Source organism: Streptomyces sp. NPDC057249 (assembly GCF_042669245.1).
Classification (GTDB): Bacteria; Actinomycetota; Actinomycetes; order Streptomycetales; family Streptomycetaceae; genus Streptomyces.
In genome coordinates this window covers 575,914-598,918 of the sequence record NZ_JBHUXS010000002.1, presented here as the reverse complement: position 1 = coordinate 598,918, position 23,005 = coordinate 575,914, and the positions used below count along the sequence as shown (strand labels likewise).

Here is a 23,005-nt window from a genome sequence, read left to right as displayed (position 1 = left end):
CTCCAAACGTTTGTCTACACCCGGGTTTTGTTTAGCTCCTGTTTTCGCATCTCGCGCGTTTGGAGGGCCGCCCGCGGGCGGGGGGGCCGCGCGGTGGGCCGCGGGGCTCGGGCCCCCCACGGCTCATGAAGGGCCTCCTCGGTTCAACCGGGTCCTGGTGTTGAACGCGAGGAGCGCCCGGATGTCAGGCCGAGGTGCACGCACTGCCGTTGAGGGCAAACCCCGTCGGGACGCCGTTGGTTCCGGTCTGTGAGGTGCCGCTGAAGCCGAAGTTCACAGTGGAACCCGGCGCGATGGACGTGTTGTAGCCCGTGGGGTGGGTCGCCGTGACATTCCGGCCCACCTGGGCGCGGGTCGCGTTCCAGATCTGGGTGATGGACTGATCACCGGGGAAGGTGAACGAGAGTTCCCAGTCATCGACCGCGGTGGTGCCGCTGTTGCGGATCGTGACGTCCGCGTTGAACGTGGTCCCCCAATCGGAGAGCTTGTAGCTCACCTTGCACGGCGCAGCGGCTGTGGGCGTCGGGGTGGGGGTCGGTTCGGGGGTAGGCGTAGGTTCCGCGGAGTCGGTCGGCGTGGGGGAGGGAGTGGTGGCCGGGGTGCGTCCGCTCTTGGTGGCCATGTTGGCGGAGTGGGCGCGGAAGACTTCGAGCTCGGGGTCGCCCTGGGTGACGCCGAACTTTCCGTCGATCTCCCGGTCCTGGTACCACCAGAAGGCGCTCCCGTCGCCGCCGGCTGCCTCGAAGTCGGTGTAGATCTCGCTCCACCAGGCGGCGCGATCCACGTTGTGCACATTGAACTCGCCCATGAAGAAGGGCTTGCCGACCTTCTCATGGGAGTCGCTGATCCAGGCCCGGATCAGCTTTTTCGTCTCGTCCAGAGTCAGGTCGGCCCAGGACTCTGTCGGGTACGGGTGGGCCGAGGTGAAGTCCAGATACGGTGACTGCTGGAGGTGCACGAAGGGGTTGCCCTCGTCGCCGCCGAAGGCGTACCCGGTGCCGTGCCCCTCAATGCCGGCGCCGAGCAGATGGTTCGGGTCGATCTTCTTGACGAAGGCGCCCATCTCGTCGACCCAGGCCCGCAGCGTGGTGCCCTCGACGTTCTCCTCCGGGCTCTGGGCCTCGTACCTCGGCTCGTTCATCAGGTCCCAGGCGAAGATGGTGGGATCGTCCTTGTACTTGACGCCGGAGTAGTGGTTCGTCCGGTTCAGTGCGTAACTCACGTAGTTCTTGTACGAGGTGAAGCACCCGGGGCAGCGGTCCTTGTCGAAGAAGGCAGCGCGGGCCGGCTGCCCGCCGGACAGGCCCTCCCACCTGAGCCGGGTGTCGATCCCGCCGTACGCCTCCCAGTAGTTCTCCAGCACGGGCATGAGGCGCATGCCGTGGGTCCGGGCGGACTCGATGATGTAGTCGAACTGGGCGAACTGCTGCTCGTTGTAGACGCCTTCGGCCTTCTCGAAGCCGTGCCAGTCCTCGTGGTTGAACATCCAGAGCCGGACGACATCGACACCGTCGTTGCGCATGCGGGCGAAGTGGGCGTCGATACGGGCCTTGTCCATGTACTCCGTCTCGGTGTCGCCGGAGCCCGAACCGAAGGTGAACAGGTCGTACGCGTTGGCCCCGGCGACGTAGTACTCCTTGCCGTCCAGGCAGAAGCGGATCCCGCACCGTGTCGCGAAGGATTCGGTGGCGGCGGAGGCCGGGGCGGGGCGCACGAGCGACAGGCAGGTGCCCGCCAACGCGGCCAGAAGCAGGAACACCAGGGGCCAGTAACGCCTGGTCCGAGTGGGGGGATGACTGTGCATGGCGTCTCTTTCGTCCGAAGGGAGCGGTCCGCAGCCTCGAGGGCGCGGTGGGAGGACGGGGCCGGCTTCGGCGGCTCGACGAAGGGAACTCCAGCCCTGTACCGGTTTATCGAGCAGGAACGTAGGGCGATGACGTGTGACTGTCAATCAATCTGACTGACCCTGTTTTTGCAGGTCCATGACTTACTTTTGGGTCGTAGCAGGTCTGGCCAGCGTGTTTAGCGGTTTAGTTCAACGAGGGGTTACGCACATGGTGGACGGATCGCGAACTCGCTATTGACAGGGACGTAACACCCGGTGCCTCATGGTGTGGCGACGGCCCGTTCGAGCCATATCTGGCCGAAGTCGCACCTGGACGACGTCTGTTGCCCGGCGCTGCCCCCACCATCACGACGCCTGCGAAGCCTGTCCTCCGGTGACATCCCCGCCGGAGGGCGGGCGGCGCTCACCCAGCGTGCCCGCATGGGCATGCCGTCGTCGGACATCGTTGTCACGGGGTGACGTCCGCCCCGTGACCTCGTCCCGTTTCGTACCTGCCTCCGCACCCGCATGCGTATCCGAGGAGAGAAATGCGAAAGCCGAGAAGCACCCTGATCACCACGGCGGGCATGGCGTTCGCCGCCGCCCTGGGCCTGCTGGGCTCGATAACCGGCCCTCTGGCCGGCGAGGCTGAGGCCGCCCCCACCGGCATCCGCGTCAGCAACGGACGCGTGGTCGAGGCGAACGGAAACGAGTTCGTCATGCGCGGCGTCAACCACGCCTACGCCTGGTACCCCGAGCAGACGACCGCCATCGCCGACATAGCGGCCACGGGCGCCAACACCGTCCGCGTCGTCCTCGGCAGCGGCGACCGCTGGACGAAGACGACCACATCGCAGGTCTCCACCCTCATCGGCCAGTGCAAGGCCGCCAAGGTCATCTGCGTGTTGGAGGTGCATGACACCACCGGCTACGGCGAGGACGGCGCCGCCACCACCCTGGACAAGGCCGCCGACTACTGGATCGGCGTGAAGAGCGCGCTGGAGGGACAGGAGGACTACGTCGTCGTCAACATCGGCAACGAGCCGTACGGCAACACGAACGCCGCAGCCTGGACCGGTGCCACCAAGAACGCGATCAGCAAGCTGCGAAACGCCGGCATCAACCACGCACTGATGGTGGACGCCCCCAACTGGGGCCAGGACTGGTCGGGGACCATGAGGGACAACGCGGCCTCGGTCTTCGCGTCCGACCCCGATCGCAACACCATCTTCTCGATTCACATGTACGGCGTATACGACACCGCCGCCGAGGTGCAGGACTACCTGCACCACTTCACCGACAACAAACTCCCCGTCGTAGTCGGCGAGTTCGGCGACCAGCACAGCGACGGCAACCCGGACGAGGACGCCATCATGGCGACAGCTCAGTCACTGGGCGTCGGCTACATCGGCTGGTCCTGGAGCGGCAACGGCAGCGGCGTCGAGTACCTCGACATGGTCAACGGCTTCGACGCGGGCTCTCTGACCACGTGGGGCAACCGCTTCATCAATGGCGCCAACGGCATCGCCGCCACCTCCAAGACTGCCACCGTCTACGGCGACGGTGGTGAGCCGGGCGACGGCGACACAGGCAGCGGCACCGCACCCAACGGGTACCCGTACTGCGTCAACGGCAGCTCGTCCGATCCCGACGGTGACGGCTGGGGCTGGGAGAACAGCCAGTCCTGCGTCGTGGCCGGCAGCGGCGCGGACAGCTGACACATCCTGTGCGTGGGGCCGTGCTCGCGCTGTCCTGCACGCAGGTCGGCAAACGGCCTCACGCACATACCAGCCTTCCTTGCCATCGCCCGGCGTAATCGCCTCGCGGCCGAACATCCCCAAGCTAGGGCGGCAGGAGAAGTGAGTGCGCCGTCTCCTTCTCCAGAGGGTGGGCGAGATGGGCCAGCAGCGCTACGTGGATACGCCTATGGCCTTGATCCGCGGGCTTGTCTCCTCGATCTGGTGGGCAGTGACTTCCAGGGCATCGGCGAGCTCTCCCGTGCCCGGGGCGCGCAGGTCGGCGTGGCGGGGGCGAGACTATCGCGGGGGTGGTGCTCCGGACGACGTACCGCCGCTTCGGGGCGGGCTCGGCTCCCCACCCCGTCCCGCGTGAGGCCCTGGCCGCGTTCCGTGAGCCTGACGAGCTCGACGGCGCTCAGGTCCACGGTGATCCCGATCCTGCTTGCCGTCTGTAAGGCGGCGCAGAAGAACGGTGCCACCCACCAGACAACAAAGCGGCGCGCTGGCACTGCCGTACGATGCGACGGCCGCGCGCCACGGGCGCCACCTCCTGCTATGTGGCGGGCACAGCCCATTCCAGCGGCTCGTCCATCGCATCGGGAGCGTAGACGATGTACTGGGGCCTCGCGCTGCTCTGTACGGGGAACGGGATCTTTCCGCGCACGCATCGGTCCGGCTTGACCGAGACATCATTCGTGGGGAACTCGGGCTTGGGCAGGTCGCCACCTTTGAGGCCGGTGACCTCTACGCGGGTGCCGTCTTCGTAGGCGAGGGACCAGGGGAACTGGCTGACGGTGAAGGTTGTCGGGCCGGTGTTGCAGACCTTGATCTCTGCGGTGGCCCAGGCGTCGCCGCCCAGCTCGTCGCCAGGAGGCTGTGGCCCCTTCACCGGCTGGGTGTAGGCGATGACGGCGGCGCTGAAGGTGATGTTGTTGGCGTTGTCCTTGATGTCTGCGGTCTAGCCAACGATGAAGGTGGTCTGCTGCTTAGGTTCCGGCGCTGCGTTGCTTGTGGTGGCGGCGGGTTTGGGCTTGGCGTCGCTCTTCGTGACGGTGGCGTCGTTGTCGCTGCTGCAAGCCGTGAGGCTGAGCAGGAATGCCGCGGCGATGGTGGCCGGCCTGATGGCGCGGGTGCGCATGGTCCCCCCAGGGATGTGCTGTGGAAGGGGCAGTGTGACATGTATGTGCGCACGAAGTGGAATTAACGTGAAGGGGCGACATCGAGGGGGAGTCGAGGTATGCCCGGGTTCTGCGGTCGTGGCGGTGTCCCAGGAAGGTGGTGGTGATGGCGGCTCGGCGGTTGGCCATCTGGTTGGGGTTGTCAGCGCCGGGCCAGTAGCTCTTGGAGGCGTCTATGCAAATGGAGGCGGCGCGGTGTTCGCGGCTGACGGCGTTGACATCCCCTTGCCAGCGCCGCCGCCCTGGGGGCGCCGCTCGACGTACACCGCGCCGTTGTTCTCGCCCAGGTCTGTGGTACGCAGCTCGATCAGCTCCCCGCTGCGCGCCGCGGTGTCCAACTCGACAGCGAGTAGGGCCGTCAGCCGCGTCTGCCCCGGGGACATCGCGCCGCCGAGGTGCCGGTCGAGCTGACGGGCCAGCGCGGACAGTGTTGCCGCCTCCGGCGCGGGCTGCAGTGGGATCTCCCCGCCGCCCAGGCGGAGCGGAGGCAGCCCAAGCGCCTTGCGCAGCAGGTCGATGCGCTTACGGCGGATCTCAGTGGTCGCCTCCGATGCGTGCAGGCGTACGCGTGGATGCCACCGGGCTGAGTCGGCCGTGGGAGAGACAGGACCGCCCGGCGGTGCGCCCTGCGTCCGGCCGATGCTGCCGCCGTCGGGCGCCAAGCCTCAACGCCGAACACCACCCTGGACTTGGGCCTAACTTCGCGCTTTCACGAGTTGGGGCGGCGACGCATGACCGCATAAGCAGAGAGCGCCCCTGAACTGCAGCGATTGGACCTTCCTAGGGTCCTGTTGGCTGCACGGAAAGAGGCGCTCTCCAGGTGAAGCAGCCAATCGGGTTGTACACACGTGGTCCTTGTGAAGGAGGGGGTTCCGTCACCGGGTTGGTGCTGTTCGCGAGTGGCTGCGCTCGGAACCGGTGCCTGGCTCAGACGGTTGGAACAGTGCCGCCGTCGATGACGTACTCCGCGCCCACAATGGATGAGGCTCGGTCCGACACGAGGAAGCCGACCAGGTCCGCGACCTCTTCCGTCGTTGCGAACCTTCCGATGGGAACCCCTCCGAGGGAATCCATCAGGCTCTGCTCCGCCTCTTCGCGGGTCAATCCGTTGCCCTTGGCGAGCTGGTCGATGAAGCCGGCATACGCTCCGGTCTGAATCCCTCCGGGGCTGACGGCGTTTACTCGCACGCCTCGTGGGGCCAGTTCGTTCGCGAGGGCCTTGCTGTACGTACGCAGGGCGCCCTTCGCTGACGCGTACGGCAACGTCGCGTCGTGTAGCGGCATCTGACGCTGGATCGACGTGACGTGGACAACGACTCCTGTTCCCGTCTCCACCATGGCCGGCAGCAGTGCTCGATCCAGTCGGACAGCCCCCAGGAAGTTCAGGTTGAGCTCCGCCAGCCAGTGCTCCTCGGTCGCGGCAGCGAATCCGCCAGGCGGGGTCGAGGATCCTCCGACAACGTGCACCAGGATGTCCAGCGCACCTCCCTCAGAGATCTTCGACACCACAGCCTCTACACCGCCCACCGTGGAGGTGTCCGCCTCGATGAACCGGTCGGGGCGCTCGTAGCAGTCGGGCATCGTGCGTGCCGTGGTCCACACGTCGGCACCCATCTCTCGCAGTCTCTCCACGACGGCCTTGCCCGAGCCTTTCGAACCGCCGGTGACCAGCGCCCGGCGTCCGTTGAGACGATCGCGGTCTGAATTAGACATTTTTCTCTCCATTGAAGATTGAGGTGGTGCGGGTTGGGTCAGGCCGGGTGGTTGGCGATGACGAGTTCGGCGATGAGGTCGTCCCGCAGTGCGAACCGGTAGTCGAGCTCGGCGACGCCTCCCGGGAAGGTGCCTTCGAGCCGCACGGTCACCACCCAGTGGGTGTCATCGACGCGGTGAGCGCCGACCTGCTCAGTCGTGTACTCGAACTCGGACCCGGCGTCCCGCAGGAACGCGTGGGTCTCCTCCCGGCCGCGGAAGGTCTCGTCCTGGTCGACAATCACCGCATCCTCGGTGAGAAACGACGAGGCGGTGCCGGCATCGTGGACGACGTGGGCGGCCAAGAACTGGCCCACGGGGGTCGGGAGCAGATCGGACGGAAGATCGGTGTGCTGTGTCATGAGCCCACCGTGTGACCTCGCGGCGCGGGAGAGTCAAGCCATGGACTCTCCCCCAGGGGGAGAATCCAGAATGAGGGGATGCTGACCATTGGCGAGTTCTCGCGGCTGACCCACCTGAGCGTGCGGACCCTGCGCCGGTATCACGAGGCCGCCCTGCTGGAACCCGCCGTGGTGGACGAGACCACCGGTTACCGCTACTACAGCGTCGACCAAATTCCGACCGCACAGGTCATCCACCGGCTTCGCGAGCTCGACGTCCCCCTGAACGATGTGCAGCAGATCCTCCGCACCCCCGACCCCGGTGTCCGGGCGGCACTGGTCGCAGACCACCTCCAACGCCTCGAGGACGCACTCGACCGCACCCGGGCCGCAGTCGTCTCGCTACGCCGCCCGCTGCGACCCGACCCCGCGCCCATCGACGTCGAGTTGCGTGCAGAGCCGGCACGGACGGTCGCGGCGGTGGAAGCCGTAGTCGGCCACCGCGACATCGAGACCTGGTACGCAGGCGCGATGGCCGAACTCGAGGCGGCCGTCGGCACCGCCATGTCCGGACCGCCGGGCGGCATGTACGACAACGCCCTCTCCGAGCACGAGCGCGGGCACGCGCTCGTCTACCTGCCCTCCGCTGCGCCACCTCGCACCGGACGCGTGCACCCCGTGAGTCTGCCGGCCGCGGAACTTGCGGTCACCACCCATGTCGGCGAGCACGACGGCATCGAGGTCACGTACGGCGAACTCGGGACCTGGGTGGTGGAGAACGCGATGTCGGTGGCCGGGCCGGTGCGGGAGGTCTACGTCGTCGGCCCCCGTGAAACGAGCGATCCCGCCGCGTGGCGCACCGAGATCGGCTGGCCGGTCTTCCGTGTCACCTGACGCGGTCAGTACGGTGCGCAGTCTTGGAACAACGGGGCGCACACGTAGAGCCTCGTGCTCTCACGAGGTGGAGCACCCAGGCTTGATCAAATAAGAGGAGAGCACTCCTGAACTGCAACGATTGGACTCTTCTAGGGTCCTGTTGGTTGCACGGAATGAGGTACTACCGGTGGAGAAGCCTATCGCGTCGTACCCGCGTGTCCGCGTCGAGAGCGGCGCTCGGACGGTGGTCTCGCAGGCCGGGGGCGTGCTGCTGGTCGAGACCTTACGCAAGGCCGGCTTGGACACCGCGATATCAGCGGCGCTGATGCCGTGGCGGAAGCCGAGGGCCGTCCCCGATCCGGGAAAGGGCCTCCTGGACGTGGCCCTGGCGGTCGCGTTGGGCGGTGACTGCCTCGCGGATGCCGGCATGCTGCGGGCGGAGCCGGCTGTGTTCGGGCCCGTGGCCTCCGACCCGACGGTCTCCCGTCTCATCGACACTCTTGCCGCCTCCGAGGAGAAGGCTCTGGCGGCGGTCCGTGCTGCCCGGGCCGTAGCGTGCGCCCGCGTCTGGACGGTGTGGCCGGCGAGCGGGCGCCGAATGCGGAGAGGGCGGTGACCGTGGGCCTCGACGGGGTGCTGGTGATCGCACACTCGGGCAAAACGGACTGCGGCTGACGTGCTTCGCCACCAACACCACCAATCTCCCGATTGCCGAGCTCGAACTGCGTCACCGGCTGCGGGCTCGCGCCGAGGACCGTATCCGAAACGCCCGCGCCACCGGCCTGCGCAACCTGCCCCTGCACCGCACCGCCCAAAACCGCATCTGGCTGGAGATGGTGCAGATCGCCCTCGACCTGCTGGCCTGGATGCCGATGCTCGCCCTCACCGGCACCGCCCGGCTCTGGGAACCCCGCCGCCTGCGACTCCGCCTGTTCACCGCAGCCGGATAGCTCGTCACCACCGGCCGCAGGCGGATCCTCCGGCTCGCCCGGCACTGGCCCTGGACCGACGTGATCACCGGCGCCCTCAACCAGCTCGCATTCCTGCCGAACCCCGACTGACCAGCAACCTTCACACCCCTATGACAGCAACCCGCCACCGGAGCAGTGGAACCCGGCGTCACCCCGAGACGAGACTCGGGCCTCCCACCTGCCCACCCGCAAATCCACGGCACGAAACGGCCCACCGACCACGTCGGCGGACCGTCATGAAACTTCGAGGCTAATGACAGACGTCAGCTTTCTTCTAGTGCGGTCGTCTGATGACGTGTACCGCCTCTAGCAGCTGATGTCAGAATCTCTTCAATCACCATGCCACACTGAGCCCAACCGACGCCGATCGTGGCACTAACCGAGAGGCGATGGCCCTTGGCGTCAATCGGCATGCCAATCGCATCGCACAGACGTACCGCGTACGCATGAGCCTCGACCGCGCCAAGTCCCTGGGCGAGGATTACGAATTCATCGCTGCCGAACCGGGCCACTGTGTCTCTTTCCTGGACGGTGGCCGAAAGGCGCCGCGCGACCTCGATGAGGACCGCGTCGCCCGCCTCATACCCCAACGTTTCATTGATCACTGCGAAGCCGATGAGGTCGCAGAAGAGGACCGCGATTCCTGTGGCTCCATCGTCACGGCGGGGAGCGACAACGTGCACGTGAGGCACAGCGGCAGTGTGCGATTTCAGACCCGGGGATGCGGCTGCGGTGTGGTAGTCCGGGTCTGAGCACAAGTGGGCCGATAGGCGCGAGCGAAGCTCAGCTGCATTCGGAAGACCGGTCAGCGCATCATGCGAAGCACGGTGAACTAGGTCCGATTCGCGTCGTTTCCGCTCCTCGATATCTTCAATGTGCGTGAGCAGGAAGCGCGGCCCGTCGGCTGTGTCGGCGACGACGGAGTTGCGCATGGATACCCAGACGTACGTGCCATCGCGACGGCCGAGGCGCAGTTCGGCGTGGCCGCCCTCGGCAGAGGTTCGCAGTAGCGTGCCGATGTCCTCTGGGTGCACAAGGTCGGCGAAGGAGTAGCGGCGCAGCACGGAGGCAGGGCGGCTGAGCAGCCGGCACAGCGCGTCGTTGCTGCGCAGGATGCGCCCGTGCTGGGCGCCGCCCAGTTCCGCGATGGCCAGGCCGGAGGGGGCGTACTCGAAGGCTTGCCGGAAGCTTTCCTCACTGGCCCGAAGCGCCTGCTGTTCGCGCTCGAGACGAATGAGAGCGCGCTGCATATTGGAGCGCAAACGCGAGTGGCTGATTGCAATAGCTGCCTGGAGGGCGTAAGCCTGCAAGGCATCGCGTTGGGCTGGACCGGGGTGTCGGCCAGTGTGAGGCTCACCTACGGCTATAACCCCGACGAAGACTTGTTCGTGCGTGCCAGGCATGTATATAGGTGCGAGTAGACGGTCTGCGGGGTGCCACTCGTGGTCAGAGACAGGTACAGGGCCGTCCGTGTACCAATCTGGCAGGCCGTCGTCGCCGAAGCTTGGGCTCTCGGTATGGGGAATGAATCGCAATGTGCCCCAAGCCTCGCCCATAGACAGACGCCGCTCCCACGAAGCGCGACTACCGACACGCCCAAGGATGGTGCCCTCCGTCTCTTCGTCTCCGGAGAAGGAAGCCACGACCAGGTCGCCGTCTGGTCGCACGAGGTTCACGCTGGCGCGCCCGAACCCCAGGCTGGATACGATGCCGTCTGAGGCGGCCTGCAATGTGTCGGCCAGACTCCGCGCGGTATGAAGAGCTTCGAATATGGTCTGGAGGTCATACGGAACGTCGTGCACTTGATCCGGCAAATAGGCAGGGTTTTTCACGAAGGCTGTCCGACCCACCTGGTTGCGGCCGAGACATTGCGGATCAGGCCGCGCCTGACGCCGCAAAATGGCTTGAACTCCTTGGAAAACCGTATCCAAGTCGAGAGATTCAGGTGCATCGGCGATACCGTCAGTCAGCACCCGGACCAAAGCGCCGGTGAAAGCTGTGAAGACCTCCCCAGGAGGAGCCAGAGCAATAGCGCGTTCATCGGCAGCCGCCAATACGTATGTGCCTTCCGCCTCCGCGAGGGCCGCGATGCTTGAGGCAGGTGACTGTGCGCCCATGGCGCGTGCGCTGAAACAGCAGTCAAGAATGACGATGCAACGTGCAGCACCGCTCTCAGCCAGCCGCATGCGCACCCACTCATAGGGGAACGCCGTCGAGTGGACAGCGCTCTTGTCGCTGTCAGGCATGGCGAGGTGAAGACGCCCCTGGCGATCGAGTAGTCCGTGCCCCGCATAGTAGAGGAGCAACGTATCAGTTGCCGCCACTGCCGCATGGGCAATCGCTTGGTCGACTTCCCGCGTTGAGTTTGGATTAAGTAACTGCACACAGTGTGACGATCCCAGCTGCCACACTCCGTCAGCGAAGAGGTCGGCAAGTGTCGACAGGTTCTGACGGACGGCCGGCAGCGACTCAAGATTTGCGAAGCTGTCCACGCCGATGAACAGCGCCCGCGATCTTCCAAAGTCGGCGAGTCTGCTCACGCTGCGGAGCCTACTGCTGTTCGCCGAGCAACTGCTCAAGGAGCCGCTGAGCCTCATCGCGTGATGAGCCGGAGATCGTTACCTTGCTGCCATCGGCCCGCTCGACAGTAATGGTCGGCTCTTGGGGCCGGGTGGCCCGCCACGATGCGACAGAAACTCCCAAGGAAGTGGCACTGATTCCGTTGCTCAGCACAACCGACACCAAGTCCAGGACTGCACCCTGCTGTCCAGGGACCGGCACGGACGACGAGGCGAGCTCCACTTGCGCGTCCCGCCGAAACGACCGGTCCAGAAGCAGCCAGTCATGCAGTGATCGAACCTCGTCCTCAGCCGACTCACCAGTGATCTGAAGAGTCACTCGCAATTCCCCCACCCCCACGCACGTCATCTGCAAAGGCCAGCATAGGCAGCCTCACGTGACCATGCTGACAAACCAGTAACCTCGATCCGTCAGCGGCGTTCGGTCGCTGATCGGCCCGACGGCCCGCCCGTCACATCCTCTGCCGGTTGAGGGCGGACCATCGCCCAGTTCGCGGTGTCCAGGTCGGTCGTGTCCCACAACAGCACGCCGTCACGGCCCGTGCGGCCCATGGCACCAGGCGGTCCGGCTCCGGGACCTACCTGTTAGCGGGGCGACCTGGAAGCGACGGCTGGCAACACAGATGCTACGCCGCGCGGTCCGGGAGCGTCGCCCGCGCGGGACTTGCCGCAGGCTTCCCCGCCGAGAGCACCACAGTCTGCCGCCATATATGCGAAGCCGGATAGCCGAAGGTGTCCGAAATCCACGATCAGGATCATGCAGGGGGTCGAGGGCTGGAATGTCAGGCGGCGGCGACCTGGGTCGGCTCCGCCGTTGTGCTGGTGAAGTTGAGGCCGTTGTTGAGGAGTTTGGCGGCTTTGGAGACGGAGCCGGGGAGGAGGTGGCGGTAGGTGCGGAAGGTGATGTTGATGTCGGAGTGTCCCATCCATTCCGCGACGTCGGTGATGGGGATGCCTTGGCCGAGGGCGTTGGAGGCGAAGTAGTGGCGGAAGCTGTACATCGTCATCCCTTTGGGGATGAGGTGGGGCTTTTGCTTCTGGAGTTGGGTCCACCACCTTCGGAGGGTGGTGGGGGAGAGGAAGGCGTTTCCTGTGCTGGGGCGCATGGTTGCGAGGAGGTGGCCGCCTTGGAAGGTTCCGTGCTTGGCGGCGTAGTGTTCGATGCTTTCGCGGACGAAGGAGGGCAGGGGCACCTCGCGGAACTCGCCGGGTTTCCGGTGCTTGAGGGGTTCCAGGGTGACGGTCCGGTCGTGGACCTGCTGGTGTACGCGGTAGACGTCCTTGGCGACCATGTTGTTCACGTTGACGGCGAGTGCTTCGCCGTTGCGCAGGCCCATGCCGGCCATGAGGTCGACGATGAGGCGGAAGGCGTCGTCTTCGCGGGCCGCGCGCAGGAGGCCGACCTGTTGCTGGGTGGGGATGACGGTCGGGCCGGGGCGGTACTCCGGCGGGCTGACGTCGAGAAGTGGGTCGAGGCTGATGATCCCGCGGCGGTGTGCGTCCTTGAGTATTCCCTTCACTCGCAGGAAGACCTGGGCCTGGGTGGCGGCGCCGACGTTGCTGCGTTCCATGGCGGTGATGAAGCGTTCGACGACGAAGCTGTCGAAGGTGTGGATCTTCCGCGAGCCGATCTCGGGGTAGGCGTGGGTGCGCATTCGGGACTCGGTCGCGGCCTTCGTGCTGCCGGTGAGGCCGCGCTTGCGGGCGAACCATGCCTTGGCGTACTCCTCGAAGGTCATTTCACCGAGGGTTGCCTGCTGTTCGGCGATGCTTCGGGGGGTGGTTTTGCGGGCTGTGTAGATTTCGGTGAGGCGTTCGATGGCGGCGTCCTGGGTGGGGAAGCCGGACTCCTCGGACTGCTTGCCTCGGGTGTTGCGGAAGCGGATCGTGTAGAGGTGCGGGCAGCCGGACGGCCGGCGACACGCGCAGGGCTTGAAGAAGCTCCCCATACCCCGCGCAAGCTTGTTCGACATGATGGTGACGGTTCCTTCTCCGGGTGCGGCGCGAACGTGTAATCGTGCGCTGACCTGGGGTTATTGCTGACCTTTTGCTGACTCGCTGACCAGTAGCAGGTGTCTGACCTGCGTAAACCCCGAAGTGGGGCCATAACAGCCTGATCACGTGATGGCATCGGGACGCTCCGCCCGTCATTTCGGCGACCGCGGCCGTGCCATCATCGAGCATCGATCGACTGGAGTCCGAGTTGGGAGGGCGCGTGGCGATGGAGGCCGGCCCTCGCGACACGGAACAAGACGCAGCGGAACACGGCGCACCGGGCGCCGGGCATGAGGCGGACAGCCTCAGCCCGGACGGGCCCGACGAGCTCGACGTGACCCCCGAGGTCGAGGTCGAGCTGCGGCCCGCCCGCCGGCTGCGCATCTGGCAGCTCGCGCCCATCGTCACGCTCGCCGCGGTGGGCTCGCTGATGTTCGCCTTCCCGCTGGCCTTCGAGTTCGGCGACGGCGGCGCGGTCGTCGCCATGCTGGGCCTCCTGATCAGCTGCTGCGCCGCCGGGTGGTCCATGATGGCCGCCCGCCGCGTCGGCTACGCCTGGCCCGGACTGCCCTCCAGGGGCTCGTCGCAGCGCCCGGACTGGCGCGTGGTCGCGCTCTACGCCGGGGTCTGCGCCGTGCTCGTCGCGCTCGCCGTCTGGCGCGTGGCCCGGCTGCGCTGACCGGCCGGGAGCCACGGACCGGGAAGCCCCCGGGCGGCTGTCCGCGCGGCGGACCGTTTCCCGGCTGTCGGCGCCGCCTCGTACAGTTGTCCCGTGACCACCTCGCAGATCGCCTTCCTCAAGGGCCACGGCACCGAGAACGACTTCGTGATCGTTCCCGACCCGGAGAACGCCCTCGACCTGCCCGCCTCCGTCGTCGCCCGGCTCTGCGACCGCCGCGCGGGCATCGGCGGCGACGGACTGCTGCACGTGGTGCGCTCCGGCGCACACCCCGAGGCGAAGGCCATGGCCGACGACGCCGAGTGGTTCATGGACTACCGCAACGCCGACGGCTCCGTCGCCGAGATGTGCGGCAACGGCGTGCGGGTCTTCGCCCGGTACCTCCAGCGCGCCGGCCTGGTCGAGGCGGGCGACCTCGCGGTCGCGACCCGGGGCGGCATCAAGAAGGTCCACCTCGCCAAGAACGGCGACGTCACCGTCTCCATGGGGCGCGCCCTGCTCCCCGCCGACGGCGTCACCGTCACCGTCGGCGGCCGGACCTGGGACACCCGCAACGTCAACATGGGCAACCCGCACGCGGTCGCGTTCGTGGACGACCTGGCCCACGCCGGTGACCTGCTCACCGAGCCGTCGTTCGCCCCGGCCGCCGTCTACCCCGAGGGCGTCAACATCGAGTTCGTCGTGGACCGGGGCCCCCGCCACGTCGCCATGCGCGTCCACGAGCGCGGCTCCGGCGAGACCCGCTCCTGCGGCACCGGCGCCTGCGCGGTGGCCGTCGCCGCCGCCCGCCGGGACCGGACCGACCCCGCGCGGACCGGCGAGCCCGTCACGTACACCGTCGACCTCCCCGGCGGCACCCTCGCCATCACGGAGCACCCGGACGGCGGGATCGACATGACCGGACCGGCCGTCATCGTCGCCGAGGGCATGATCGAACCGGCCTGGCTCGAAACGCCGGACGCGTAACGCTTCGCTCGAATGGGTGATCCGTTTCACGCTCGGCGAGAGCGGGACTCCGCCACGTGGTGGGCTCGGTAGCATCAAGCACCGGCCCGGAGGCGCGCCCCGCCTCCCCACCGCCGGTCGACGTCGCCGGAGGTGCCCCCATGAGTGCAGAGGCCACCAGCCCAGGTGCTCCCATCCGCAGGCGGGGCCGTCCCCGGATCGACCTCCGCAGGCTCGGCAGAGCCGCGCTCTTCGGCCCCGTCTCCCGCGACCGGCTCCCCGACGCCATCGCGCACGTCGCCGAGGCGCACCGGGCCCACCATCCCGACGCCGACCTCTCGGTCCTGCAACGCGCCTACCTGCTCGCCGAGAGCTCGCACCGGGGGCAGATGCGCAAGAGCGGCGAGCCCTACATCACCCATCCGCTCGCCGTCACCCTCATCCTCGCCGAACTGGGCGCCGAGACGACCACGCTGACCGCCTCCCTGCTCCACGACACCGTCGAGGACACCGAGGTGACCCTCGACCAGGTGCGCGAACAGTTCGGCGAGGAGGTCTGCTACCTCGTGGACGGCGTCACCAAACTCGAAAAGGTCGACTACGGGGCCGCCGCCGAACCCGAGACCTTCCGCAAGATGCTGGTCGCCACCGGGGACGACGTCCGCGTCATGTCCATCAAGCTCGCCGACCGGCTGCACAACATGCGCACCCTCGGCGTGATGCGCCCCGAGAAGCAGGCCAGGATCGCCAAGGTCACCCGCGACGTGCTGATCCCCCTCGCCGAGCGGCTCGGCGTCCAGGCGCTCAAGACCGAACTGGAGGACCTGGTCTTCGCGATCCTCCACCCCGACGAGTACGCCCGCACCGACGCGCTGATCACCGAGGCGGCCGACGGCCCCGACCCGCTCGGCGCCATGGCGGGGAACGTGGCCTCGGTGCTCCGCGAGGCCGGCATCTCCGCGGAGGTCATGGTCAGGCCCCGCCACTTCGTCTCCGTCCACCGCGTCCGCATCAAACGCGGCGAACTGCGCGGCAGCGACTTCGGACGGGTCCTGGTGCTCGTCGGCGAGGACGCCGACTGTTACGCCGTCCTCGGCGAACTCCACACTTGCTTCACCCCGGTGATCTCCGAGTTCAAGGACTTCATCGCCGCCCCCAAGTTCAACCTGTACCAGTCGCTGCACACCGCGGTGGTGGGCCCGGACGGCGAGGTGGCCGAGGTCCTCATCCGGACGCACCGCATGCACAAGGTCGCCGAGGCCGGCGTCGTCGCCCTCGGCAGTCCGTACGCCTCCGAGGGCGCCCCCCAGACCGCCGAACCGGCCGACGGCGAACGCGCCGACCCCACCCGCCCCGGCTGGCTCTCCCGCCTCCTCCAGTGGCAGCGGTCCGCGCCCGACCCCGACACCTTCTGGACCACCCTGCGCGCCGACCTCGCCCAGGACCGCGAGATCACCGTCTTCCGCACGGACGGCGGCATGCTCGGCCTGCCCGCCGGCGCCAGCTGCGTCGACGCGGCCTACGCCCAGCACGGCGACGCCGCCCACGCCTGCATCGGCGCCCGGGTGAACGGCCGGCTGGCCACGCTGAGCACCGTGCTGAAGGACGGCGACACCGTGCAGCCGCTGCTGGCCGAAGACGCCGCGTCCGGCCCCTCGCCGGACTGGCTCGACCACGTGCGCACCCCCGCCGCCCGCATCGCCATCACCGGCTGGCTCGCAGCCCACCCGCAGGCGGCGGAGACCGGGCAGCCCGGCGTACCGGCCGGGCCCGACCCGCAGCCGGTCCCGCCCGCGGTGCCCCGGACCGCGCGCGCCCGCACCGCTACCGCCGTGGCGGAGCGCCCGGACGCCGCGGTACGGCTCGCCGGCTGCTGCACGCCCGTGCCCCCCGACGAGGTCACCGGCTTCCCCGTACGCGGCGGCGCCGCCGTCACCGTGCACCGGCTGGAGTGCCCCGCGGTGGCCCGCATGGTGGCGGGCGGGCGGACACCGGTCCCGGTGAGCTGGGGCGACGAGCAGGCGTGCCGGGTGACACTGGTCGCCGAATCGTTCGGTCGCCCCGGACTGCTCGCGGACCTCACCGAGGCCATCGCCGGTGCCGACGCCGCGGTGATCTCCGCCACCGTGGAACCCCCGAGCGAACAGCGCGTACGGCACACCTACACGCTGCGGCTCCCGGACGCGGCCGGTCTGCCCGCGCTGATGCGCGCGATGCGCGAGGTGCCCGGGGTGTACGACGTGAGCCGCGCCCAGCATCCGGCCGGGGCGCTCTGAGGGACCGGGCCGTCAACCGCGTTCTCATTCGGGTGGCGCGGCGCGCGCCGCGCCCGTCCGGCGGGGCGGCGCTGATAGCCGTAGTCCATGCCGTTCCTCTCCCGCCGTTCGCGGGCCGCCCTGCTGGCCGCCGCGTCGGCCGCCCTCGTCGCCGCCACCCTGCCCGCCGACCCGGTGCCCCTCGGCATCGGCGACCCGCTCTTCCCGCACCTCGGCAACCCCGGGTACGACGTGCTCGCGTACGACATCGGCCTCGTCTACCGGGGCCGCAACGACGAGCCGCTGGACGCCGTCACCACGATCGACGCGCGGACGACCGAGCCGCTGGACCGGATCAACCTCGACTTCACCCGCGGCACCGTGAGCTCCGTCGCCGTCAACGGGCTGCGCGCCGGCTTCGACACCGCGGGTGAGGACCTCGTCGTACGGCCGGCGGGCCGCATCCCGGCCGGGATGCCCCTGCGGATCACCGTCCGGCACACCAGCGACCCCACCGGCGAACAGGACAGCGGCGGCTGGGTGCGCACCGCCGACGGGCTCGCCATGGCCAACCAGGCGGACGCCGGGCACCGGGTCTTCCCGAGCAACGACCACCCTGCCGACAAGGCGTACTTCACCTTCCACGTCACCGCGCCGAACGCTCTGACCGTGGTCGCCAACGGTCTGCCCGCCGGCCGCAGCCGCGACGGTGGCAGCACCACCTGGACCTACCGCACCGAGCACCCCATGGCGACCGAACTGGCCCAGGTCAGCATCGGCGGCTCGACCGTCGTGCGGCGCACCGGACCGCACGGACTGCCCGTGCGCGACGTGGTGCCGACCGCGGACCGGGACCGCCTGGAACCCTGGCTGAAGAGGACCCCCGCCCAGCTGGAGTGGATGGAGGAGCAGGTCGGCCGCTACCCGTTCGAGAACTACGGAATCCTGGTCGCCGACACCGAGACCGGCTTCGAGCTGGAGACCCAGACCCTGTCCCTCTTCGAGAAGCGCCTGTTCACCGATACGCGCTTCCCCGAGTGGTACGTCGAGTCGGTCATGGTCCACGAACTGGCCCACCAGTGGTTCGGCGACAGCGTCTCCCCGCGCTCCTGGTCCGATCTCTGGCTGAACGAGGGGCACGCCTCCTGGTACGAGGCGCGGTACACCGAGGACCACATGGACGCACCACTTGAGGCGCGCATGCGGAACGCCTACATCCGCTCGGACGCCTGGCGCGCCGCCGGAGGCCCGCCCGCCCGGCCCGCGGCCCCGGAGCCCGGCGAGAAGATCAGCCTGTTCCGGCCCGTCGTCTACGACGGCAGCGCCCTCGTCCTGTACGCGCTGCGGCAGGAGATCGGCCGCGACGCCTTCGACCGGCTGGAACGGCTCTGGGTCCGCAAGCACCGCGACTCCAACGCGGCCACGGCCGACTTCGTCCGGCTCGCCTCACAGGTGTCGGGGCGCGATCTGACCACCTTCTTCGACGGCTGGCTGTACGGGACGAAGACCCCGCCGATGCCGGGGCACCCGGACTGGCGGAGCACGGCGCCTGCCGCCTCGTAAACCCGGGTGACGCCCCGCGCGCGGCCGTGCCACTATCGACGGGTCGCCGAGGCGGCCGGAGCGGAGGATCTCCCCCTCGGGAATCTTCCGCACAGATCACGCGTTGTGACTGATGCAACCACTTCTATCGACGTAAGGATCCAATGACCTCCTCTTCTTCCCTTCCCCAGGACGCGCACAACGCGCAGAGTGCCACGGAGAACCCGACCGAGAGCCTCACCGAGGGCCTGCGGGCCGACGCCCTGATGGAAGAGGACGTCGCCTGGAGCTTCGAGATCGACGGAGAGCGGGACGGCGACCAGCTGGACCGCTCGGAGCGTGCCGCGCTGCGACGCGTGGCCGGCCTCTCCACCGAGCTCGAGGACGTCACCGAGGTCGAGTACCGGCAGCTGCGCCTGGAGCGCGTGGTGCTCGTCGGTGTCTGGACCTCGGGCACCGTGCAGGACGCGGAGAATTCGCTCGCCGAGTTGGCGGCCCTCGCCGAGACGGCGGGCGCCCAGGTGCTCGACGCCGTCTTCCAGCGCCGTGACAAGCCCGACCCGGCCACGTACATCGGTTCCGGCAAGGCGCTCGAACTGCGTGACCTCGTCGTCGAGACCGGAGCCGACACCGTCGTCTGCGACGGTGAGCTGTCCCCGGGCCAGCTGATCCACCTCGAGGACGTCGTCAAGGTCAAGGTGGTCGACCGGACCGCCCTGATCCTCGACATCTTCGCCCAGCACGCCAAGTCCCGAGAGGGCAAGGCGCAGGTCTCGCTGGCGCAGATGCAGTACATGCTGCCCAGGCTGCGCGGCTGGGGTCAGTCGCTGTCCCGTCAGATGGGCGGTGGCGGTACCAGCGGCGGTGGCGGCATGGCGACCCGTGGTCCCGGTGAGACGAAGATCGAGACCGACCGGCGCCGTATCCGCGAGAAGATGGCGAAGATGCGCCGGGCGATCGCGGAGATGAAGACCGGCCGCGACCTCAAGCGCCAGGAACGCCGGCGCAACAAGGTCCCCTCGGTCGCCATCGCCGGTTACACCAACGCGGGCAAGTCCTCGCTGCTCAACCGCCTGACCGGGGCGGGAGCGCTGGTGGAGAACGCCCTGTTCGCCACCCTCGACCCGACCGTGCGCCGGGCCGAGACGCCGAGCGGCCGGGTCTACACCCTCGCCGACACCGTCGGGTTCGTACGGCACCTGCCGCACCACCTGGTCGAGGCGTTCCGCTCCACCATGGAGGAGGTCGGCGACTCCGATCTCATCCTGCACGTGGTGGACGGCGCGCACCCGGTGCCGGAGGAGCAGCTCGCCGCGGTGCGCGAGGTCATCCGCGAGGTCGGCGCGACGGACGTGCCCGAGATCGTCGTGATCAACAAGGCCGACGCGGCGGACCCGCTGGTCCTCCAGCGCCTGCTGCGCAACGAGAAGCACGCCATCGCGGTCTCCGCCCGCACCGGAGCGGGCATCGACGAGCTGCTCGCGCTGATCGACAGCGAGCTGCCCCGCCCGTCGGTCGCGATCGAGGCACTCGTGCCGTACACCCAGGGCGGACTCGTCTCCCGGGTGCACGCCGAGGGCGAAGTGGTCTCCGAGGAGCACACCTCGGAGGGCACGCTGATCAAGGCGCGGGTCAACGAGGAGCTGGCCGCGGAGCTCGCCGCGTTCATCCCCGCCGTGCACTGAGCCGCACCGCGCCCGTAGGAACCGGAAGGCCCGTCCCCTCGCGAGGGGACGGGCCTTCCGGCCGTGGTTCGGGCTTCGCCGCTACCGGGCGCCGTACTTCTCGCTCATCATCGTGAAGATCTGCTCGGCACCCTCGCCGAGGTGCGGTCCGGCCAGCCAGCCCGATGTGACCGGGCCGATCGACGTGTTGGAGACCAGCGCGAGCTTCCCGTCACTGCCCTCGCTGAACCATCCGCCGCCGGACGAACCGCCGGTCATCGAGCAGCCGATGCGGTACATCGTGGGCGTGGCCGGGCTGATCGAGAGCCGCCCGGGGCGGTCGACGCACTTGTGCATGATCAGACCGTCGTACGGCGGGGCCGCCGGGTAGCCCCAGGCGCCCATCATGCCGATCCGCGAGACCTCCGGCGCGTCGAAGTTCACCGGAAGGGCGTTGCCGACGGTCTCTTCGAGGGACTTGGTACCCCGCTCCGGCTTCACGTGCAGCACGGCGTAGTCGTACGGGGCGCCCTCGCCGCCGGTGGGCCCGCCGTCCTTGATCCACTCCCCGGAGGTGCTGGCCCAGTCGGCCCAGTACGCGCCGTACGGGGCGATCTCCTGGGACTGCGCGTTCTCCAGCGCCGCGGCGCTCTTGCCCTGGTCGTTGTACGCGGGCACGAAGACGATGTTGCGGTACCAGCCGCCGGCGGAGCCGGCGTGCACGCAGTGGCCGGCGGTCCACACCAGGTTGGACTTCCCCGGGTGCGCGGGGTCCTTGACGACCGTGCCCGAGCAGACCATGTGGCCCTTGGGGGAGTCGAAGAACACCTTCCCGACCGGGGCCGCGTAGTCGTGGTACGGCGTCTTCTCGCGCTGGGCGGTGACCGGCCTGGGCTCGGGGTCGGTGACGCCCCGGTCACCGGAGAGGTCACCGGCGGACATCGTCTTGGCCGGGTCCTTCGCCGACTTCATCCGGTCCGGCTTCCACAGCCCCTCGATGACCGGGTTGACGAAGTCCTTGGCCTCACGCAGCCACTTGTCCTTGTCCCAGTCCTTCCACTCGCCGTCGCGCCACTTGTCCGGGTCGATCCCGTGCTTCTTGAGTTCGTCGGCCAGCCCGGCGGGGAGGCCGCCGCCCTTCCCGGTACCGCCGGAGGCCGACGCGGAGGCGGTGGCGGCCGGCTCGGCGGCGCCCTCGTCCTCGGTGGGGCCGCAGGCCGTGGCGGTCAGCGCGAGCGCGGCGACCAGACCGGTCGCGGCGAGCAGCGGGCGTATGGATCGCATGAAAAGGAATCCCCCTGAAATCTGCACACTTGCTGTCTGCGTGCCAGGGGCCTCCGGAGCGGCCGACGCCGCTCCGGAGGCCCCTGGGCTCCCGTCGTACGCGCCCGGGCGGGCGCGGTCCTGCCTGTTACTTGTCCGCGTACTTGTCGCTGACCGCGTCGTAGACGCCCTTGGCCTCCTCGCCGAGGCGCGGCCCGGCCAGCCAGCCGGCCGTCACCGGGCCGATGGAGGTGTTCGAGACCAGCGCGGGCTTGCCGTCCTGGCCGGTGGCGACCCAGCCGCCGCCGGAGGAACCACCGGTCATCGAGCAGCCGATGCGGTACATCGTCGGGTCGTCCTGGGCGAGCGACAGCCGGCCCGGCTTGTCCTCGCACTGGAACATCTTCTGGCCGTCGTACGGCGCCGCGGCCGGGAAGCCGGTGGCCGTCATGCCCTTGATCTCGGGCACCGCCGGGGCGTTGAACTCGACCGGCAGGGCGGAACCGACCGTCTCCTCCAGGGACTTGCCGCCCGCACCCTCCTCGGGTGTGACGTGCAGCACGGCGAAGTCGTACGGAGCGCCGAGGCCGCCGACCGCGGCACCCTGGTCGATCCACTGCTGGGACGTCTGCGCCCAGGTGCCCCACCAGATGCCGAAGGGGGCGACCTTCTCCTTCGGCGGGTTGCTCCGCAGCTCGGCCGTCGACAGACCGCTGTTGTTGTACGAGGGGACGAAGGCGATGTTGCGGTACCAGCCGCCCTTCTTGCCCGCGTGGACGCAGTGGCCGGCGGTCCACACCATGTTGGACTTGCCGGGGTGCGCCGGGTCCTTCACCACGGTCGCCGAGCAGACCATCGAGCCCTCGGGGCCGTCGAAGAACAGCTTGCCCGACTCCGGCGCGTTGTCGTGGTACTGCGTCTTCACGCCCACGGCCCGGACCGGCGCGGGCGTCGGGTCCGTCACGCCCTCGTCGCCCGAGATGTCGTTGTCGACCGGCTTCTCCGGAGGCTTGTCGGCGTCCTGCATGCGGTCGGGGTCCCAGAGGCCCGCGATGATCGGGTTGATGTAGTCCTTGGCCTCACGCAGCCATTTGTCCTTGTCCCAGTTCTTCCACTCGCCGTTCTTCCACTTGTCGATGTCGATCCCGTGCGCCTTGAGCCGGTCCTTCAGATCGTCCGGGATGGCGATCTTGCCGTCCGACGTCGCATCGGCCGAGGTGCTCCTGCTCGGCTCGGAGTTCGCGTCGTCCTCGGTCGGCCCGCAGGCGGTCGCCGTGAGCGCGAGGACCGCGGTGAAGGCGGCGGTGACGAGCACGGGGGAAGAGGCGCGGCGCGCACTCCTGCCACGGCGTGCGGTGCTTCCTGGTCGAACGAGACGCATCTGCTGATCCCCCTGGGACT

18 protein-coding genes and 2 pseudogenes are annotated in these 23,005 nt (G+C 68.5%); 8 read left to right on the top strand and 12 right to left on the bottom strand.

The genetic code is table 11. The annotated features are described in order from the left end of the window. Positions 1–184: 184 nt before the first annotated feature. Positions 185–1,804, bottom strand: a complete 1,620-nt coding sequence (locus tag ACFUJY_RS06200; RefSeq protein WP_383295223.1) for a cellulose binding domain-containing protein — start codon at positions 1,802–1,804, stop codon at positions 185–187. 569 nt (positions 1,805–2,373) lie between these two features. On the opposite strand from ACFUJY_RS06200, the gene ACFUJY_RS06195 reads away from it, so the two are divergent. Beyond that, positions 2,374–3,543: a cellulase family glycosylhydrolase gene (locus ACFUJY_RS06195; RefSeq protein WP_383295220.1), complete on the top strand. Its 1,170-nt coding sequence runs from the start codon at positions 2,374–2,376 to the stop codon at positions 3,541–3,543. A gap of 574 nt (positions 3,544–4,117) precedes the next feature. Here the strand turns inward: ACFUJY_RS06195 and ACFUJY_RS06190 are convergent. The 5 genes from ACFUJY_RS06190 to ACFUJY_RS06170 all read right to left on the bottom strand — a co-directional run bounded on the left by ACFUJY_RS06190 (position 4,118) and on the right by ACFUJY_RS06170 (position 6,856). Beyond that, on the bottom strand, positions 4,118–4,453 hold the full coding sequence (locus tag ACFUJY_RS06190; protein ID WP_383295217.1) for a hypothetical protein: 336 nt from the start codon (positions 4,451–4,453) through the stop codon (positions 4,118–4,120). A 69-nt stretch (positions 4,454–4,522) separates the two neighbouring features. Next, positions 4,523–4,702, bottom strand: a complete 180-nt coding sequence (locus ACFUJY_RS06185; RefSeq protein ID WP_383295214.1) for a hypothetical protein — start codon at positions 4,700–4,702, stop codon at positions 4,523–4,525. Positions 4,703–4,915: 213 nt separating this feature from the next. Further along, positions 4,916–5,404, bottom strand: a complete 489-nt coding sequence (locus ACFUJY_RS06180; RefSeq protein ID WP_383295211.1) for a hypothetical protein — start codon at positions 5,402–5,404, stop codon at positions 4,916–4,918. A 265-nt stretch (positions 5,405–5,669) separates the two neighbouring features. Then, on the bottom strand, positions 5,670–6,455 hold the full coding sequence (locus ACFUJY_RS06175) for an SDR family oxidoreductase (protein WP_383295208.1): 786 nt from the start codon (positions 6,453–6,455) through the stop codon (positions 5,670–5,672). A gap of 38 nt (positions 6,456–6,493) precedes the next feature. Then, positions 6,494–6,856 (bottom strand): nuclear transport factor 2 family protein, encoded by a 363-nt coding sequence (locus ACFUJY_RS06170; RefSeq protein WP_383295205.1) that lies wholly within the window; start codon positions 6,854–6,856, stop codon positions 6,494–6,496. A gap of 78 nt (positions 6,857–6,934) precedes the next feature. On the opposite strand from ACFUJY_RS06170, the gene ACFUJY_RS06165 reads away from it, so the two are divergent. After that, a complete protein-coding gene (locus ACFUJY_RS06165) occupies positions 6,935–7,729 on the top strand; it encodes a MerR family transcriptional regulator (RefSeq protein WP_383295202.1) in 795 nt (264 codons plus the stop codon). Between the two features lie 169 nt (positions 7,730–7,898). Then, positions 7,899–8,772 (top strand): annotated as a pseudogene (locus tag ACFUJY_RS06160) (transposase). Positions 8,773–8,945: 173 nt separating this feature from the next. Here the strand turns inward: ACFUJY_RS06160 and ACFUJY_RS06155 are convergent. The 4 genes and pseudogenes from ACFUJY_RS06155 to ACFUJY_RS06140 form a co-directional block, all read right to left on the bottom strand. Then, positions 8,946–10,496, bottom strand: a complete 1,551-nt coding sequence (locus ACFUJY_RS06155) for a diguanylate cyclase domain-containing protein (RefSeq protein ID WP_383295424.1) — start codon at positions 10,494–10,496, stop codon at positions 8,946–8,948. 84 nt (positions 10,497–10,580) lie between these two features. After that, positions 10,581–11,279, bottom strand: a pseudogene (locus ACFUJY_RS06150) (caspase domain-containing protein); the annotation flags it as partial. Then, entirely contained in the window at positions 11,233–11,580 is a 348-nt protein-coding gene (locus ACFUJY_RS06145) for a hypothetical protein (protein ID WP_383295199.1), read from the bottom strand. The pseudogene ACFUJY_RS06150 and the gene ACFUJY_RS06145, both read right to left, overlap by 47 nt. A 463-nt stretch (positions 11,581–12,043) precedes the next feature. Next, on the bottom strand, positions 12,044–13,234 hold the full coding sequence (locus ACFUJY_RS06140; protein ID WP_383295196.1) for a tyrosine-type recombinase/integrase: 1,191 nt from the start codon (positions 13,232–13,234) through the stop codon (positions 12,044–12,046). A 248-nt stretch (positions 13,235–13,482) separates the two neighbouring features. Here ACFUJY_RS06140 and ACFUJY_RS06135 point away from each other — a divergent pair, with 248 nt between their 5' ends. The 5 genes from ACFUJY_RS06135 to hflX all read left to right on the top strand — a co-directional run bounded on the left by ACFUJY_RS06135 (position 13,483) and on the right by hflX (position 20,362). Next, positions 13,483–13,935 (top strand): hypothetical protein, encoded by a 453-nt coding sequence (locus ACFUJY_RS06135; protein WP_383295421.1) that lies wholly within the window; start codon positions 13,483–13,485, stop codon positions 13,933–13,935. A gap of 93 nt (positions 13,936–14,028) precedes the next feature. Further along, the gene (dapF, locus tag ACFUJY_RS06130; RefSeq protein ID WP_383295193.1) at positions 14,029–14,901 is read left to right on the top strand and encodes a diaminopimelate epimerase; all 873 of its coding nucleotides are present in this window, start codon (positions 14,029–14,031) and stop codon (positions 14,899–14,901) included. A gap of 140 nt (positions 14,902–15,041) precedes the next feature. Further along, the gene (locus tag ACFUJY_RS06125) at positions 15,042–17,156 is read left to right on the top strand and encodes a RelA/SpoT family protein (RefSeq protein ID WP_383295190.1); all 2,115 of its coding nucleotides are present in this window, start codon (positions 15,042–15,044) and stop codon (positions 17,154–17,156) included. 87 nt (positions 17,157–17,243) lie between these two features. After that, positions 17,244–18,698: a M1 family metallopeptidase gene (locus tag ACFUJY_RS06120; RefSeq protein WP_383295187.1), complete on the top strand. Its 1,455-nt coding sequence runs from the start codon at positions 17,244–17,246 to the stop codon at positions 18,696–18,698. A gap of 143 nt (positions 18,699–18,841) precedes the next feature. Next, positions 18,842–20,362, top strand: a complete 1,521-nt coding sequence (gene hflX / locus ACFUJY_RS06115) for a GTPase HflX (RefSeq protein ID WP_383295184.1) — start codon at positions 18,842–18,844, stop codon at positions 20,360–20,362. A gap of 81 nt (positions 20,363–20,443) precedes the next feature. On the opposite strand, the gene ACFUJY_RS06110 is transcribed toward hflX, so the two are convergent. Next, on the bottom strand, positions 20,444–21,625 hold the full coding sequence (locus ACFUJY_RS06110; protein WP_383295181.1) for a trypsin-like serine peptidase: 1,182 nt from the start codon (positions 21,623–21,625) through the stop codon (positions 20,444–20,446). Between the two features lie 127 nt (positions 21,626–21,752). Next, positions 21,753–22,985 carry a trypsin-like serine peptidase gene (locus tag ACFUJY_RS06105; protein WP_383295178.1) on the bottom strand — a complete coding sequence of 411 codons (1,233 nt, stop codon included), beginning with the start codon at positions 22,983–22,985 and terminating at the stop codon, positions 21,753–21,755. Positions 22,986–23,005: the final 20 nt, after the last annotated feature.